General features: G+C 55.0%; 13 protein-coding genes. 5 read left to right on the top strand and 8 right to left on the bottom strand.

Annotated elements, in window-relative coordinates; genetic code table 11:
* Positions 1-36 precede the first annotated feature (36 nt).
* Positions 37-978 (top strand): thioredoxin-disulfide reductase, encoded by a 942-nt coding sequence (gene trxB / locus ACTQYB_RS06790; protein ID WP_321046688.1) that lies wholly within the window; start codon positions 37-39, stop codon positions 976-978.
* A gap of 733 nt (positions 979-1,711) precedes the next feature.
* On the opposite strand, the gene ACTQYB_RS06795 is transcribed toward trxB, so the two are convergent.
* From ACTQYB_RS06795 to rpmH, 8 genes are all read right to left on the bottom strand, one after another.
* On the bottom strand, positions 1,712-3,262 hold the full coding sequence (locus ACTQYB_RS06795; protein WP_441482253.1) for a ParB/RepB/Spo0J family partition protein: 1,551 nt from the start codon (positions 3,260-3,262) through the stop codon (positions 1,712-1,714).
* Positions 3,263-4,207, bottom strand: a complete 945-nt coding sequence (locus tag ACTQYB_RS06800; RefSeq protein WP_441482252.1) for a ParA family protein — start codon at positions 4,205-4,207, stop codon at positions 3,263-3,265.
* A gap of 2,483 nt (positions 4,208-6,690) precedes the next feature.
* Positions 6,691-7,389: a 16S rRNA (guanine(527)-N(7))-methyltransferase RsmG gene (rsmG, locus tag ACTQYB_RS06805; RefSeq protein ID WP_441482251.1), complete on the bottom strand. Its 699-nt coding sequence runs from the start codon at positions 7,387-7,389 to the stop codon at positions 6,691-6,693.
* Between the two features lie 373 nt (positions 7,390-7,762).
* A complete protein-coding gene (locus tag ACTQYB_RS06810) occupies positions 7,763-8,329 on the bottom strand; it encodes a Jag family protein (protein ID WP_033492898.1) in 567 nt (188 codons plus the stop codon).
* 211 nt (positions 8,330-8,540) lie between these two features.
* A complete protein-coding gene (yidC, locus tag ACTQYB_RS06815) occupies positions 8,541-9,548 on the bottom strand; it encodes a membrane protein insertase YidC (protein ID WP_441482250.1) in 1,008 nt (335 codons plus the stop codon).
* 3 nt (positions 9,549-9,551) lie between these two features.
* Positions 9,552-9,863: a membrane protein insertion efficiency factor YidD gene (gene yidD, locus ACTQYB_RS06820; protein ID WP_015451360.1), complete on the bottom strand. Its 312-nt coding sequence runs from the start codon at positions 9,861-9,863 to the stop codon at positions 9,552-9,554.
* Positions 9,864-9,872: 9 nt separating this feature from the next.
* Positions 9,873-10,313, bottom strand: coding sequence for a ribonuclease P protein component (rnpA, locus tag ACTQYB_RS06825; RefSeq protein WP_081966565.1), 441 nt, complete (start codon positions 10,311-10,313; stop codon positions 9,873-9,875).
* A 16-nt stretch (positions 10,314-10,329) separates the two neighbouring features.
* Entirely contained in the window at positions 10,330-10,464 is a 135-nt protein-coding gene (gene rpmH, locus ACTQYB_RS06830; protein WP_015451361.1) for a 50S ribosomal protein L34, read from the bottom strand.
* A 356-nt stretch (positions 10,465-10,820) separates the two neighbouring features.
* On the opposite strand from rpmH, the gene dnaA reads away from it, so the two are divergent.
* The 4 genes from dnaA (at position 10,821) to ACTQYB_RS06850 (ending at position 16,672) form a co-directional block, all read left to right on the top strand.
* Positions 10,821-12,743 carry a chromosomal replication initiator protein DnaA gene (gene dnaA / locus ACTQYB_RS06835; RefSeq protein WP_441482249.1) on the top strand — a complete coding sequence of 641 codons (1,923 nt, stop codon included), beginning with the start codon at positions 10,821-10,823 and terminating at the stop codon, positions 12,741-12,743.
* A 583-nt stretch (positions 12,744-13,326) separates the two neighbouring features.
* On the top strand, positions 13,327-14,451 hold the full coding sequence (dnaN, locus tag ACTQYB_RS06840) for a DNA polymerase III subunit beta (protein ID WP_033506952.1): 1,125 nt from the start codon (positions 13,327-13,329) through the stop codon (positions 14,449-14,451).
* Between the two features lie 251 nt (positions 14,452-14,702).
* Entirely contained in the window at positions 14,703-16,196 is a 1,494-nt protein-coding gene (locus tag ACTQYB_RS06845; RefSeq protein WP_441482248.1) for a DNA replication/repair protein RecF, read from the top strand.
* Positions 16,193-16,672, top strand: a complete 480-nt coding sequence (locus tag ACTQYB_RS06850; protein ID WP_029576254.1) for a DUF721 domain-containing protein — start codon at positions 16,193-16,195, stop codon at positions 16,670-16,672. Before ACTQYB_RS06845 ends, ACTQYB_RS06850 begins: the two co-directional genes overlap by 4 nt.
* The last annotated feature ends 131 nt before the right edge of the window (positions 16,673-16,803 follow it).

The raw sequence follows: 16,803 nt of genomic DNA on the forward strand, positions 1-16,803 counted from the left end.
CAATCATGGCCGTCTGGACGTGCTAGGTTAGGACGCATGAGTGAACAGACAACAGACGTGATCATCATCGGTTCCGGGCCTGCCGGCTACACTGCGGCCATTTATCTTGGCCGCGCCGGGTATCGTCCGGTGGTCATTGCCGGGGCGCTCACGCCCGGCGGACAGCTGGTCAATACCACTGAAGTGGAGAACTTCCCCGGGTTCCCGGACGGCATCATGGGCCCCGATCTCATGGATGCCATGCGCAAGCAAGCTGAGCGTTTCGGCGCCGAAATCGTCTATGACGACGTGGTCAGCGCAGATGTGCAGGGCGATTCCAAGCATGTTGTACTGGACGGCGGGGATACGTATACCGCCCGTGCTGTAATCGTGGCCACCGGCTCGCAGGTACGCAAACTCGGGGTACCGGGCGAAGCCGAATACTCCGGCCGCGGTGTTTCGTACTGTGCCACCTGCGACGGATTCTTCTTCCGCGGCAAGCCCATCGTCGTGGTCGGCGGTGGTGACAGTGCGCTGACCGAGGCTGATTTCCTGAGCCGTTTCGGTTCTTCGGTGACGGTGATCCATCGGCGTGACACATTCCGAGCCTCGCGCATTCTGGTTGACCGGGCGGAAAAGAACCCGAAAGTTGATTTCCGGATGAACGCCGTGGTGGAGCGTGTGAACGGCGATGATGAGTCGGGCGCCCACTCCGTGACGATTCGCGATACAGTGACCGGCGATACGACTGAAATCCCGGCCAACGGTGTTTTCGTCGCAATCGGGCACACACCCGCCACTGGATTCCTTCACGGTGCCCTTCAACTTGATGAGCATGGGTATATCACTGTTGACGGTTCTTCGACTCGTACCAGTGTGCCTGGCGTGTTTGCAGCGGGTGATGTGGTGGATGGCGTCTACCGGCAAGCCATTTCGGCAGCCGGCATGGGTTGCCGCGCAGCCCTCGACGCGCAAGCCTACCTCGTCGAACAAGCCTGAGATATTCGGCAGGTATTCGCCCCAGCATACCGCTATTCCCCACCACCATCTCACTACTAACTGTCTACGAAAACAGCCTTGCCAGCGTAACCAGTTTGTACACCCACCCAATCTGGTTACACAACGCGCCTTGCCAGCGTCACCAGATTGTGTGATCTCTCAAACTCGTTACGCTCAGCACGCCCCTAACGTAGATAGTTTGTATATCAACTCAAACTGGTTACACTCAACACCGCCTCAGCATAGACGGTTTGTACATCCACTCAACCCGGTTACGCTGTGGCCCCGACGTAACCGGGTTGTTGGTCTTTACAATACGAACGGATTCCGCCATCATCGGCAGAGACATTCCCTCACTTCCACTGATTGCCGGCAGCGGCGCCCACAATCCGACTGTCGTCAGCTATCGCCAGCTGAGATTGTCACGTACCCGTACCAGCCCGTATCCCGTGATATACCACAGCACAACGCCGATTGAATAGCATTCAATGCTGAAAGTTACCATAAAGTAATCTGATTGTTCTGAATACCTAAAATCCGGTGATACAACCCGACACGCCGTATCATGGCAGATTCCCGACTGAATTCAAGCACGGCCACACACAGTGCAGTCACCATCACCTAGTGAACAACAGAATCCCCGGATTCCTGCTGCAAACCAGAAATCCGGGGAAACCTTGGATTGCGGCCACACCGCGTTTTCAGCTCAAGAGTCCAGAAAATCCGCCTCGCATCACACCCAGTCAGATTCCCCATCAGCGGCTGCAGACGCATTCCCCTCCTGCTGCTGCGGCATCAGAATGTCCAGAATCCGTTGCATATCATCTGGCGACGAGAATGTAATCTCGATCCGCCCTTTCTTCTGATTACCCTTGATTGTCACCTTGGTGTCCAAGCGCTGTTCAAGGTGCTGCCGAATCGGAGAATCAGCCCACGGGTTCGCGACTTTCTTGTTCTCCTTCTTAGGTTTCTCCCCCGCCATGGTCTTCAACGCGACGATTTCCTCAGTGCTGCGTACGGAAAGACCCTCAGCGATGATTCTGTTGGCAAGCTTGTCCATATCTTCTTCATTGGACAACCCAAGCAAGGCCCGCGCATGCCCTGCAGACAATACACCCGCGGCGACTTTCTTCTGGACTGAGGCCGGAAGATTCAGCAACCGTAAGGTATTCGCAATCTGTGGCCTGGACTTTGACACGGACTTCGACAACTGTGCCTGGGTCAGTCCAAACTCATCAATCATCTGTTGATATGCAGCCGCCTCTTCAAGAGGATTCAAGGCGACTCGGTGCAGATTCTCAAGCAACGCGTCACGAAGCATCTCGTTGTCGGATGTCGTCTTGACAATCGCCGGAATGGTCTCCAGTCCAGCAAGCTGCGAGGCTCTCCACCTGCGCTCTCCCATAATCAGTTCATATGGCCGACGCATCACATCGTTGGTATCGTCGGCATCCGCCTGATGCGATGTCGATTCCACGAGTTGCGCTTGCGGCCGCTTACGCACCACAATCGGCTGCAATACACCCACCTCGCGGATTGATTCGGCAAGCTCCCGCAACTCATCCTCATCAAAGATGGTTCGCGGCTGTTCTTTGTTTGGACCGATGTCATCCAGCTTTAACTCGGCCAGATAACCACCCTGCACCGGTTTCAGTTCTTCGTTCCGGCTATCAGTATCTGCCGATGTTTCACGTGAAACATCGTCATCCGTAGAACCATTTCCATTGTCGACATCGGCAATCGCTTCGGTCGAACGAGCAGAGGACGCTCTCTCATTGGCGACAGACTTAGCGTCAGTCGCGTGATTCTGCTGAACCTTACTCTCGCCTGCAGCGCGCTTCTCTACAGGCGTTTCCGTTGATTGCATTGCTCCGAAGAACACATCGCTCGGATGGGTCATTTCTTCGAGCGACGGAATGCTCATCCGATGCTGCAAACGTGATTGCCCATGCGCATGCTGCTTGGTATTGGCAGATGCAGTATGAGTCGATGTTTCAGATGTTGCAGATGTTTCACGTGAAACATCGTCATGCTTCCTCTGATGTTGCGTTCGTGTCTCTACCGAAGCCGTATCATGCGCAGGTGTCCGATTCTGCGCAAGCTTGCTCTCACGCTGCGATGCACGAGAAGATGCCTTATCATGCTTGACCGATGTACTGGCACCAGCCTCAACTGCGGCAGGATGATTCGGCTCAGCGGCGTGTTGTTTGGACTCATTCGGATCTCCAGGCAATGCAGGGAACAATGCTCCAAGCCCTTTGCCCAGACGTGACTTCGTTGCCATTCAGTGCTCACCTCGTTTTGCTTCCAAAGTTGCCAAGACCGCCGGAGATCTCCTCGCAATTTCAAGAGCCGCTTCCCCATAGGCAATCGCCCCCATGCCATGCGGGTCATATGCAATCACCGTCTGCTGAAAACTCGGTGCCTCTGAGATCTTGACCGAACGAGGAATCGTCGTGTCAAGCACGATATTGGGATAATGGCTCTTCACTTCATCATAAACTTGACGGCTCAGAATCGTACGCTTGTCAAACATCGTCACCAACATGGTGGACACCAGCAGCACAGGATTGTAATGCTCCTGTACCAAACCGATGGTGTTGATGAGCTGTCCCAGACCTTCGAGCGCATAATACTCAGCCTGGATAGGAATCAGCACTTCCGTTACAGCGCACATCGCATTGATTACCAGCAGGCCCAAGCTTGGCGGACAATCGACGAACACATAGTCGTAGGGCTCATCGCATGATTCTAGATACTTATCCAAGGCATGCTTGAGCAAATCGGTCCTGTCGCCGAGATCGGCAATTTCAAGCTCCGCGCCGCTCAAATCAATAGACGCCGGGACGACATCCATATGATCAAATGACGGGCATTGCTGAATCGCTTCACGAATAGTCGTACGCCCCTCGATGACGTCATAAATCGAGGGTTCGCCTGAAATGTGGTGCGCACCCAATGCAGTAGACGCATTGCCCTGAGGATCCATATCCAGAACAAGTACCCTCGCTCCACTATCAGCAAGAGCAGCAGCAAGATTCACCGTGGTCGTGGTCTTGCCGACGCCACCTTTCTGATTGGCCACAGCAATACGCCGCGTTGATGCCGGCTTGGGGAACGTCACCATATGGAGAGCTTGATATCTGGTGGTTTCCTCTGCGATTTCACTGCCGAGCGAATCCGCTTGATCACCAAATATGCGACGGATGATATCCGAGGCGGAATTCATGGACCGACCCCCTTGCTCTGGACCTGTTGAACGTTGTGCAGCCGTCGACAAAGCTCCTCCTTGATATACAGTTGTTCCAGTTTCCCCATTGCACTGGACATGCCCGGCAAGATATCCACCACATTGTGGATAAATGTGGACAACATTGTACAACTCTGTGGATAACCTAGTTTCATCTCGCCACAAAACCGCAGGAAATCACGGAAACAGCATTTCCCGAAGGTAAACACGATTGTTGTGGATAACTTTTTTGCGACATGAAAATGTGGATAACCTAGTTTCTTGAGGCGGGAATGAGTGGTGCCAGACCTTGATTTGCCCTATCCGTATTACATCCGATAATCAATCTATAGATGTCAATGTTTCACGTGAAACATTGACAAGAATGTTGCGACGGTGCGGGTGAGTGGCTATTATCATCCACACAATTCAGCGCTGATTGTGTTGTCCAAAGCGAATCAATCTTGCCATGTCACCTCAGCATATAGGAACAACATGATGTACTTGACTACGTTGCTGGGCATCTAACATGCCTTTATCGATGTCAAATTGTGTTTTGATAGCTTTCCTGCCCCGGAAGTATTCCTGCATCTCCGACGTGATGCAGCTGTTTCCTTCATACGCACACCAAGCACGGGCGCGCTTGTTCTGGATTCTAAATTTCCCCCTCACTGCGATATACGATGTCAACAGACCACACGACACCACCGATCTACCGGGATTCATGTGTAAGCGATTCATCACACCACAGCACACAACTCCGGTTGGAGCGCAACAGCATGATGAGCACAACGATTGATTCCATACGTCCTGCCTCGCACTATTCGACGAACCAGCTCATGCGCACAATTGATGGAACGATGTTTCACGTGAAACATTCCGATCCAACGGTCCTGCAAACGGTGAGCTTTGAGTAATCGTCACCTGCCTACGTTGATCACATCGAGAGGGTCTATCCAAACAGAATCACGCCCCGCTGCATCTATATGTAGGAGGGGAACAGAATGCAATCAAGAACACTCACTCAACATTCGATGTTCCCGTGAAACATCATCGTAGATTTGAAATTCGCCTGTCAGATGGCGCACATCGCTACGTATTACTAAACAGTGGCAACCTAGACTCTCTGTATCACTCCCCTCACTCTTTGTTAAATGGGTACCAGATCTCGACGACGCTATCATTATTAGCACATTTCCCGCCAATAATAGAGTGACTACGTCACCCTATAGGGCAAGCCGCTGATCCATGGCGGATACTGTTCTCAATACACCTGCAATATGAGAACTGGAAACATGATACTAACAAAAACACCCACAAACGCTGATGAATTTGGAAACCAGCAACAGGCGGTAACTTCCGGACACTACTGAAGAACCCATCAGCGTTATCAGTACCAGACATGTTCTACAGACCGACGCAAGCTGTGTTCAATGCCACCGGTGATGTCATTCCCAACTATCCCAGCGCAAGTAATTCAGTTTCAAGACTTTCGACATTTGAATGGGTGTGGATCTAATCGGCGAAACATCTATAGTCACCGTTCTTCAAGCCTGTTGATGTTTCACGTGAAACATCAGCCCCACAGCCGACAACCCGTGGTCATGCGGAACCACAGTATCCTTTCCAATGAAAACCCACGGCAAGTCAGTGATATCAGTAGCTCAACAATCGAATCCAGCACGAAGAGCAACACCGACAGTTGGAAAACAAATATATGGCAATCCACCAACAGGTATAAGGCTGTTGCCAATGCTGACATGATCGAGTCGCTAGATCATTGAAACACAGACCAGACACGGTCAGGACACATCACCTGGAATCAGGAATTCAAACGCAACGGACAAACCAACACATGATGTGAAGGAAACAACGTGCACTTATGATGTGCTGGAGCCTGCGGAGTAGAGAAGTCGTAATGTGATAAAACGTTCACCGTTCATGATTGATTCTCCGGGATCCGTGCTCCGTCGTGGTTGCAGGTATCACAACAAACCGGAACCAAGAACAATACGCCGACACTCAAACAACGAAGCACAGATGCAGACAACGGTGTCACCGCAATTGGCATACTGGCAAACAGGACGAACACCTCTGCCGTTGAGACGGGATTCTGTTCCCTCGAAGGACACATTGGATGAGAAAACACGAAGCCAAAGGCATTACGTTGACTTCGTAATCGTCAACTCACAAAATTCGCAGGCATACCACCCGCACTATCATCGGTACTCAACCACGGCTGATTCCAACATCGAGCCTTGCCCAACACGATGTTGGTGGAATGTTTCACGTGAAACATTCCACCAACATCACCCCGTTCCCGGTATCATCACTCTATCGGTGGGATGTGTAATCAGCGGCATCCACAGTAATAGCCCAAGTATCAATCCAGCGAGTACACAACACCAAAACCGCAGGAATTCCGGGGTTCAACAGCTTCTGGCTATGCTGCGAAAAATCTCAAACCGAACACAGCGCGCTGTCTACATCTTGTCCACCAACACCACATGTGTCGGTTCAAGCCCCTCCCCCACAGGCGCGAGACACACACGGGCATGACCGCCGTGGAATTTTCGAATCATCTTCTCCGCCTTATCAAGTTCGACCTGTGCGGAACGACCTTTCAAAGCGATGAGTTGGCCGTGCGGCTTCAGCAACGGCAGGGTCCAACCGGAAAGCTTGGTCATCGGTGCAACCGCCCGGCAAGTAACCGCGGCAAACGGTTCGATATCATGCTTTCGAATCTGGTTGATGATCTCCTCTGACCGCGCGCGCACAATCTTGACATTCTCAAGTCCGAGCTGCTGCACGCACTCCTCGAGCCACTCGACACGACGCTCCATAGGCTCAATAAGAGTGAACTCGCGGTCAGGCAGGCATGCGGCTGCGACAATGCCAGGAAAACCGCCACCACTGCCGATATCAGCGACCCGCTTCTTGGCATCATGCGAAGTAACCTTACGAATGAAGGGCACCACAGCGGCCGAGTTCAGAATATGGCGTTCCCAGACAATATGAACATCCCGAGGCCCAATCAAACCGCGGGGCTCACCTTCAGCCATGAGCTTGTCATGGAAGCGTTGCAACACCGGGTAGGCGTCGCCCAGAATCCGCTGCGGCAGTGGGGAACCATCAAGCTCGTCAACAACCGCATCTTGAGGTGTCTGTTCTTGTTCAATCATGAATGTACGTCCTTCTGTAATGATTTCAATGTACTCGAATCACCGGATGATACATATACAGCTATTTATCAGCTTTTATTCAGTTGGAGCCGAACACAATCGGCCGGAATCGGCCGCATATCCACGATCGGCCGCGATTCGCGGCAACCGGTTGTACCAAACCCATCCACAACCAATAGCAAACAACAGCAACCAACCGCACAACCATTCCAAACACCAGCAACACCTCTCCACGCGGCCAATCACCGAAGTCAACCATCATCCGTTTCAAAGAGAATGCGGTTGTGCAAACACGCAGCACTCAGCATCCACGCATTCACACAACCGCATTCAGCATCAAAGCCCATCACCAGACGAGCTGAAATGACTGAAATCAGGCTTCGACGTCACCAGTTTCATCAGCTTCGTCATCATATTCGTCATCGTAATGCTGATCATCATCGACAGCGGAAGCCTTGAGATAAATGGTGACATGACGGTTCGGTTCCTCGCCGTGCGAACGGGAGCGCAGCCCCTCTTCGCGGACCAGATCATGGACCACCTTGCGTTCGAAGGAATTCATCGGCTTCAAATCGACAGGCTCGCCGGTCTCGCGCACTTCGTCGATGGCATCAAGCGCAATATCGCGCAGGTGCTGACGCTTGTGCTTGAGGAATCCGTCAACATCCACAATAAGATGTGATCGCTCACCCGTCTTCTGCTGCACCGCAAGCCGGGACAGCTGCTGCAGGGCGTCCACCACCTCGCCGTTCTTGCCAACCAGATGCTTGATGTCGTCGTCATCATCGGCAACAATCTGTACAACGGGTCGGTTGTTGCGAATGCCCATCTCGATATCACCGTCATAATCGGCGATGTCGAGAAGGCCTTCAAGATAATCCGCGGCGATATCAGCTTCCTCATTGAGCTGGTCGATCGTCTTTTCATCATCCTGTGCCATGTGGTACTCCTTGTCGGCTGTATAGGTCAAGTCTAATGGATGGACGGAAATTCGCCGCATCTGAGCGCATCACAAATGTTGTTCGGCGTATCCGTCTTCATGTCGGGGGTTCAGGCTCCTGCGGGGATTACACCCGGCGTCGCGGCTGATACCATGCCGTCAACACACAGGTGGCGTCGGTATAGCCTGACATACCGGCGCCACCATGGGATTATTTCTTCTTCTTGCGCTTCGGCTGCCTGCGCTGGAACCCTTCGGTCTCGCGACGAGCGGCCTCGTCCTTGGCCTTCTGCAGCTGCTCTTCCTCGAGCGACGGCTCACCGGCGCGCTTACGACGGGCGTTCTCACGCTTGTGATCGCGGATTTCCTTGTCTTCCGCAGCGGGCGACCCCGGAGTTGGGAAGGTGTAAATCTGCCACAACGACCGCAGGAAGTTGCACACGTTGTTGGTAAGCCAGTAAATCAGCACGGCGAACGGGAAGTTCAAACCGGAGAAAATGTACATGATGGGGAACATCCAGGTCATCGCCTGCTGCATGCGGTATTGCTGGCCCTGCATCGAAGCTCGGGGCAGGTTGCGCCGCATGTTATAGAACTGCATGAGCCACATAAAGAAGCACATGAGCGCGATGAAGATGCCGATGACAATCTTCGCATGCGTATCGGCGTGCATGAAGCGCGTGGTGATGTTCACACCGAAGTTCGAGCTGTCGGAGAACTGCTGCGCAGTGGCCTTGTCAAAGGCGCCGAGCGGGGCGCGCTTGCCCTTGGCGATGTATTCGATGGCGGAGAGCACATAGAACATGCACATGAATACCGGGCCCTGGATGAGCATCGGCAGGCAGGAGCCGGCGGGGTTGGCGTCGTTGTCCTGATAGAGCTTCATGAGCTCGCGGCTCATGGCGTCCTTGCTGGCCTGGTCGTTCTTGCCCTTGTACTTGTTCTGGATGCGCTGCATTTTCGGCTGGAGCGCCTGCATCTTGCGCATCGAACGCATCTGCTTGATGAAAATCGGCAGAATGCACGCATGCACCACAATCACCAAGAAGATGATGGAGAGCACCCAAGAAACACCGACGGCGGGCATACCTAGCAGTGTCAGGAACTTGTGGAAGATGGCCATGATCTGGGTCATCAGCCATTCGACCGGGGTCAACAGCTTGTACAGCCAACCCCAAAAGCCGCTGTCAAGCAAGAACTGATCAGTATTGGTATTCATCGATCAGGCCATCTCCTTCGTGTGCGAGGCCAGTGGCGTCAGTCGCGGCTCCTCATGGGCCTTCGACCAGGAATATCGATAGAACAGCGAGAAACGCTGCGGAACGTCGTCAATACCACCGCGACTCCAGGGGCGACATCGCAGCAGACGCAACAATGCCAGTGTTCCGCCACGCACTATGCCGAAGCGTCGAATGGCTTGCAAGGCATAGTTCGAGCACGTCGGATAGTACCTGCACCGTGCCGGCGTATTCGCAGAGATATTCCTCTGATACCAGCGGATGGCCCGAATCGCGGCTTGCGTTGCAGTTGACATATCGACCGCTTACTTACCTTGGGCCGCCCGTGCGCCGACGGACGCGAACAATCGCTCGACTTGGCGGTCAAGGGATTCAAATGGCGCGTGCGCGGCTGATGGTTTCGCCCGCATGACGATATCGCAATGTTCGGGCAATACTTGCTCGTGATTCCGTGCCAAGACGCGGAACCTGCGTTTTACCTTGTTGCGGGTTACGGCGTGCCCCACCGATTTGGATACGGCGAGCCCAAGACGTCGGTGCGATGGCGTTCCAAGCGTTGAGCCAGTGGAATCCGTACGCCCGGCCGTCTCGGCGGACTGGGCGTTTGGGGTGCTGATAGCGCCCAATTGGGCGCATGAATGTGAATCGTCGCGCACCAGATAGTGCACGACGATGTCATGGTCGCTGACTTTTCGGCGACGTTTCAGCACGGTGACGAAGTCACGGTGACTTGTAAGCCGCTCCACTGCTCAGTTCGCCGGTTCAGGCAGACAGGGTCTTGCGGCCCTTGGCGCGACGACGGTTGATGACGGCGCGGCCAGAACGGGTACGCATACGTGCGCGGAACCCGTGCTTCATGTGACGACGGCGGTTATTGGGCTGGAATGTCCTCTTCATAATTTACGCTCCCGGTTTTTCAGCCATGCAAAAGCACGGCTCCTCATGAGTCAAGCTCTACTAAACTACTCTCACCCCTACCCATTCGTCAACACGACACAGCATGTGGATAATTCTTCGGAGTTTTCCACATCGCTTACCAACCGGCGAATCAATCCCCACAATTCCCGAAAAACGTTGCAATCACAACGAAACCGAGGGGAAAGTTATCCACAAATTACACTGATGTTATTCACATTTCAGCAATTTCAACACGCAAGGCTGTGGATAACTTCCCGGATTCGGTGTAAACATACACTACGGTATTGTTCTCATATACGGACGGGAACACGAGGTATGCACGAAAGGATGGCCGCATGGCGAACAGCTCGCAAGATCCGGCGACCCAGGCCGTGCATATCTGGTCGGATGTGCTCGCCGTGCTCAAGCATGATGCATCATTGACCGCACGGGACAAGGGATGGTTCGAAGGTGTCATTCCCGAAGCCGTGTTCGGTACCACCATCGTGCTCACGGTCACCAACGCCGCGACGCAGAAGGCGTTGCAGACCGACCTCAACCAGCCTCTGCTCAAAGCGCTCAAATTGTGCACCGGAATGGACATGTTCCCGGCGTTCAAGATTGAGCCGCACCCCGAGCCGCTCGCCCCGCAGCCGGACATCACCATGCCCGACGCCACGCCGAGGCCCGACGCCCAAGGGGAAATCTCTTACGCCGGCCACACCAATGTCCCAACCGGGCAGCAGCAGTCGGCCGCGCAACAACCTTCCGTCCAGCAGACCCCGGCATGGGGATCGGGACAGGCTTCGCAACCCCAATTCGCCGAGTTCCAGCAACCCGCGATGATGCCTCACCAGGCCACGCATCCGGTGCAGTCCGAGACGACGATGCATCAGGACCGCGGCCAGATGCCCGGCCAATATCAGCAATCATCCGGATTCAACGAACAACAAGGCGCCGATGCATATGGCCCGTATGCCCCCGGATATCAGCAGCCGGCAGCCCAGCCGCAACAAATGGGGCAGCCGACCGGCGCCGCGATATACGAGCAACAACCAGTGCACTATGGCGCAGACCAACCGGGTTCTGCAGCGGCCATGCCGTCTACTGCCGCCCAGCACCAAGCACCGGCGCCCAGCCCGAATCAGCCCGAAATCCCGGCAACCGTGCCCTCCGGCGTACCGAATCGGGAGAATTTCAACATCGACCAGCATCGACCCGCCCTCGATCCGGAAACCCATCTCAACAAGAACGCGACCTTCGAAACCTTCGTTCCAGGCGATTCCAACCGTTTCGCGCGTACCGTCGCCATGGCGGTGGCAGAGGGATCTGGCAAGGATTTCAACCCGTTGTGTATCTATGGCGGCTCCGGATTGGGCAAAACCCATTTGCTCAACGCCATCGGCAATTACGCGCTGATCAAGGACCCCACGCTCAAAGTGCGGTACGTCACCAGCGAGGAATTCACCAACGAATTCATCGAAGCACTGCAGAACCCGAATCAGTCCCAAGGCCAAATCGCCGATTTCAACCGACGTTACCGTGAAGTCGACGTCCTGCTCATCGACGATATCCAGTTCCTCGGCGGCAAGGAAGCTACACTCGACAGCTTCTTCCATACCTTCAACACGTTGTATCAGGCGAACAAGCGCATCGTAATTGCATCCGATGTGGCGCCGAAGAACCTCAAAGGCTTCGAGGCCCGCCTGATTTCACGATTCGAATCCGGCCTGACCGTGGATGTCAAACCGCCGGATCTGGAGACCCGCATCGCGATTCTGCGCATGATCGCCTCGATGAACCATATGAAAATACCGAACGATGTGCTCGATCTCATCGCCGAACGGTTCACTGAGAACATCCGCGAGCTGGAAGGCGCGCTGACACGAGTCTCCGCAGTGGCGTCACTGAATAACCAGCCGGTGACTCGTGCGCTTGCCGAGCAGACCCTGCAGGACTTCTTCTCAACGGATGTGGAGATCAAACCCACCGATATCATCACCCAAGTAGCGAAGTACTTCCACCTGACCTTTGACGATCTCGTGGGGCGCGCACGCACGAAGAACATCGCGCTGGCGCGGCAGATCGCCATGTATCTCGCCCGTGAGATGACCAGCATGAGCCTGGTCGATATCGGCGAGGTATTCGGAGGGCGCGACCATACGACGGTGATGCACGCCTACACGCGTATCAGCGACGAGATGAAAGAAAAGCAGGAGACGTACAACTACGTCATGGAGTTGACTGTTCGTCTCAAGCATCATTCCGCCGAACAATAAGCCCTGCCCCCGCCCGGTCAACCAAGCTGTGCCCGGGACGCGTGCCGGTTTGAAATGCGCCTTACGGGCAGTCCTATCAGGGTGACGTCTTGCGTCCGATCCCACGTTCCATGCGAGACAACGACGCTCACAGCAGGATTTTCCTCTTTTCCAAATCATCCACCGTGGTGGATACGACACACCGGGACTGTGGAGAAATCAGAAAAAAGTTATCCACCACGTTATTCACAATTGTGGGTAAACCATGCGAATAACTCGTGGGCAACCTCAGAAAAGCTGTGGATAACTCGTGGATGATTCAGCTTCCGATGTGGATAACTTTTCGGCGACCTTCTCGCTGTGGATAACTCTCAGGGTTATGCACAGAGTATTCAGGAGTTATCCACATTCGGCAGGTGATTGCGAAGTCTTGCCGCTGTAGGCCTACATACACTTATCCACACTATCCACCGGAATTATTACGAAGGCTATTGTTCTCTTACGTATCATCATCGGCATCATTATGGCGCATGCTTCGCACGAACGAATCTGGCCGGAAAGTCCGGCTAGAATAGCCACAGAACACCAATCGAAACGAGGAAGCATGAAAGTCGAAGTGAACACGACCTCGCTTGCGGACGCTGTCGCATGGACCACGCGGGTCATCGATGCACGTCCAGCAAGCCCTATCCTTGCAGGCATCAAGCTGGAGGCCATTGACGGAACGCTCCAACTGTCTGCATTCAACTTTGAGATTTCGGCGCGCGATCACATCGAAGCTGGCGTCGATGAATCAGGCAGTACCGTGGTCCAGGGCAAGATTCTCGCGGACATTACCAGGTCGTTGCCTTCCGAGAAGACATATCTAGCCACCGAAAACTCAACGCTGATTATCACTTCGGGCAAAAGCAAGTTCACCATGCAGCTCATGCCGGAAAGCGAATATCCCGATCTACCGGTCGTTCCACCGATTTTGGGCAAAGTTGACGGGGAAACCTTCCATCAGGCGGTGGATCAGGCGTGCGTGGCCGTTTCACGCGAAGAAACTCGGCCGGTACTGACCGGCGTATTCATGCAGTTCGAAGGCGACAAGGTCGTCATGACCTCGACCGACCGGTTCCGTCTGTCCCGTGCGACGTTCACTTGGTCGCCGGAGAATCCGGATGTCTCGACCAACACCTTGCTGCGCGGTTCGCTGTTGCGCGACATCGCCAAAACGTTGAACGAAAGCCAAAATGTCACCATCAACTTCAGCCAGGACAACCCCTCACTCATCGGCTTTGAAAACGCCGGCCGGGTGTCCACTTCCCAGCTGATCGACGGTGAGTTCCCTGCAATCGACCGGTTGTTCGCCGACGAATATCCGATTCAGGCGGTCATCGACAAACAACAGCTGATCAACTCGATCAAGCGTGTGTCGCTGGTAGCAGAGCGCAACGCACCGATCCGCATGGCGTTCTCCGGTAGCGAGTTGACGCTGAGCGCCGGTGTCGCCGACGAAAATCAGGCGAGCGATGTGCTCGATGTCGATTTTGACGGCGATGACATCACCGTTGCGTTCAATCCGTCCTACCTGATTGAGGGATTGAGCGCAATCGCCGAACCATTCGTGCGCATGAAGATGACGACAGCGGTGAAGCCGGTGGAATTCAACGGCCAGCAGGAGCAGGATTCCGACGAATCGATGGATTACCGGTATCTGCTGGTTCCGATGCGCTTCAGCAACTGAGTCTGGACTGGGTATCTGAGCCCGAATCAGGCAATCGCCGTCGGCAAGGTGGTGTGGATAACCCTGCCGACGGCGAAATCCTTGTCTGGGCGCGATCGTACTGAACGGTGAGGCGCTGCGGAATTCTTCCGTAGCTGTGCCGCATGTGTCGGTCGGCCACGAGAAACCCTCCCAAACACGGAATATGACAATTCGACAGTTATCCACAGGCTTTGGTGGCCAGCCAAAAGACCTAGAAAGGACAGGCAGCGATGAGCGTAATCGTCTCACGACTGGCGCTCGACCATTTCCGGTCGTGGGACCATTGCATCATCGACCTGCCTGAGGGAGTCACGGTAATCCGGGGTGCCAACGGCATGGGCAAAACCAATCTGGTCGAAGCAATCGAAGTGTTGTCCACCGGGTCGAGCCACAGAACTTCAAGCTCGCTTCCACTCGTCCAACGAGGATACGACTCGGCTACGGTCCGGGCTAATATCGTGGATACCAACGCCACAGACGGCGAAGCGGCCGGGTCGCAACCGCGGAATATCGCGGAATCAGCCAATACTGAATCGGCACCAGAATCCTCTGAATCGAATTCTGAAGAGCAAAATGGAAAACTGAATTCGAATCAGGATTCACTTCAGAATTCACCCTCCGACCATGACGATGCGGCGCAACCAGACCACAACACCCAAGATCGCGCCCCCTACACCACCATCGAACTGACCATTCGCGCCCACGGGGCGAACCGGGCACGCATAGACGGCGGTGCCTCGATGTACATGCGCGACATTCTCGGCCGGATTCCCAGCGTCTCGTTCACGCCGGAAGACCAGCGCCTGGTGTCGGGCGACCCTGCGACCCGACGTGGATTCATCAACCAGGCAGGGACTCTGCTCATCCCCGGATACGACGAAGTCCACCAGACATGCGCCAAAATCGCCAGACAACGGGCCGCGCTGCTCAAACAGCTGGGAAAACCCTCCGTTCAGGACGGGCGATACGACAATCGGTACGGGCAGAGCGCCCCAAGCGATGCTGATGCCGGACAGGCTGCCGCGATGCAACCCGCGCTCAGCGGACTGGAGATCTGGACCGGGCAGTTCATTGAGTCAGGCGTTGAATTCACGCGTATGCGCAAGCGCCTCATCGATCAGCTCGCCCCCTTGTTCTCCCAGAACTACGATGCCTTGTCGGGAAGCGAACAGCACGCCTCGCTCGCCTATCTCCCCTCATTCGACGAGGTGCTGGAAGACGGCGAGCCGCATCAGCTGATCAGCCGGCATTTCCAACGAATCTATCCGGGCGAAGTGGCGCGCGGCCAGAATCTGATCGGTCCTCATCGCGACGACATGGCCATGACGTTGGACGGCGTGCCGGCTAAGGAATTCGCGTCCAACGGCGAAATGTGGACGATGGCGTTGGCGCTCAAAATGGCGCTTGCCGCCTTGGTTGAGCGGGCTACAGGCAACGCTCCTATGGTGATTCTTGACGATGTGTTCGCCCAGCTTGATGAGACGCGTCGGCGGCAGATCCTCGAATTCGCCGTCCGACGTGACCAAGTGCTGATAACCGCCGCCGCGGCCGCAGACGTGCCTGATTTGTCGCCGTATGGCACGCATGCGCGGATCGTCGATATCGCCGCTCTCCGGCGTCAAAGCGACGATGAGCAAGCCGGGCAGCTGCTGACGGACGAGACTGTCGCGCGAATCAAGGCCGCCCGGCGACAGGCCGACGCGCAAGGCGAGGCATCGGCATGAACAAGCCGGTCGCACGCATGCTCAAGCTTGATCCGAGAAAGCTGCCGGCGCAGGTGTTTCAACGCTATGCCGCGCGGGCGGGCATCATCCGCGACAGGCAAGAGCGCGAAGCGAAGGCCTGGGAGAGCTTCGGCAAACCGGGCAGAGACCCCAACACCCTCGGGTCGTTGGTCACCCTGCTGGCGAAAAACGGCAACTGGACCCCGCATCTCAAGCTCGCCCAGCTGCGCAACCATTGGGATCAAGTGGTCGGCCCGCAAATCGCACAGCACTCGGTGGTCGCCTCGTTCAATGATGGAATTCTTGTGATTCGGGCGGAATCCCCGGCATGGACCACGACGCTGACGTATATGATCCCGCAGCTGACCGATACGATCAAGGAACGTCTTGACGGGCTTGATATCTCCCAGATTCGCGTGACCGGGCCGCAGGCGCATCCATTCACCCGTGGCCGCTACGGCAGATACCGGCGATAGTATGGGATGGAGGACTTAAAAACCGCGAAATATCGCGGAATGCCTTGTATTGCCCTCAGAGCCGCAAAGTCCCCCTTGATGTGTAGAATCACGTACAGTACTGTAAAACGCCTAGAAGGCCCCGTTATTTT

The sequence above is a fragment of the Bifidobacterium sp. LCP19S3_E9 genome (assembly GCF_052121135.1).
Classification (GTDB): domain Bacteria; phylum Actinomycetota; class Actinomycetes; order Actinomycetales; family Bifidobacteriaceae; genus Bifidobacterium; species Bifidobacterium thermacidophilum.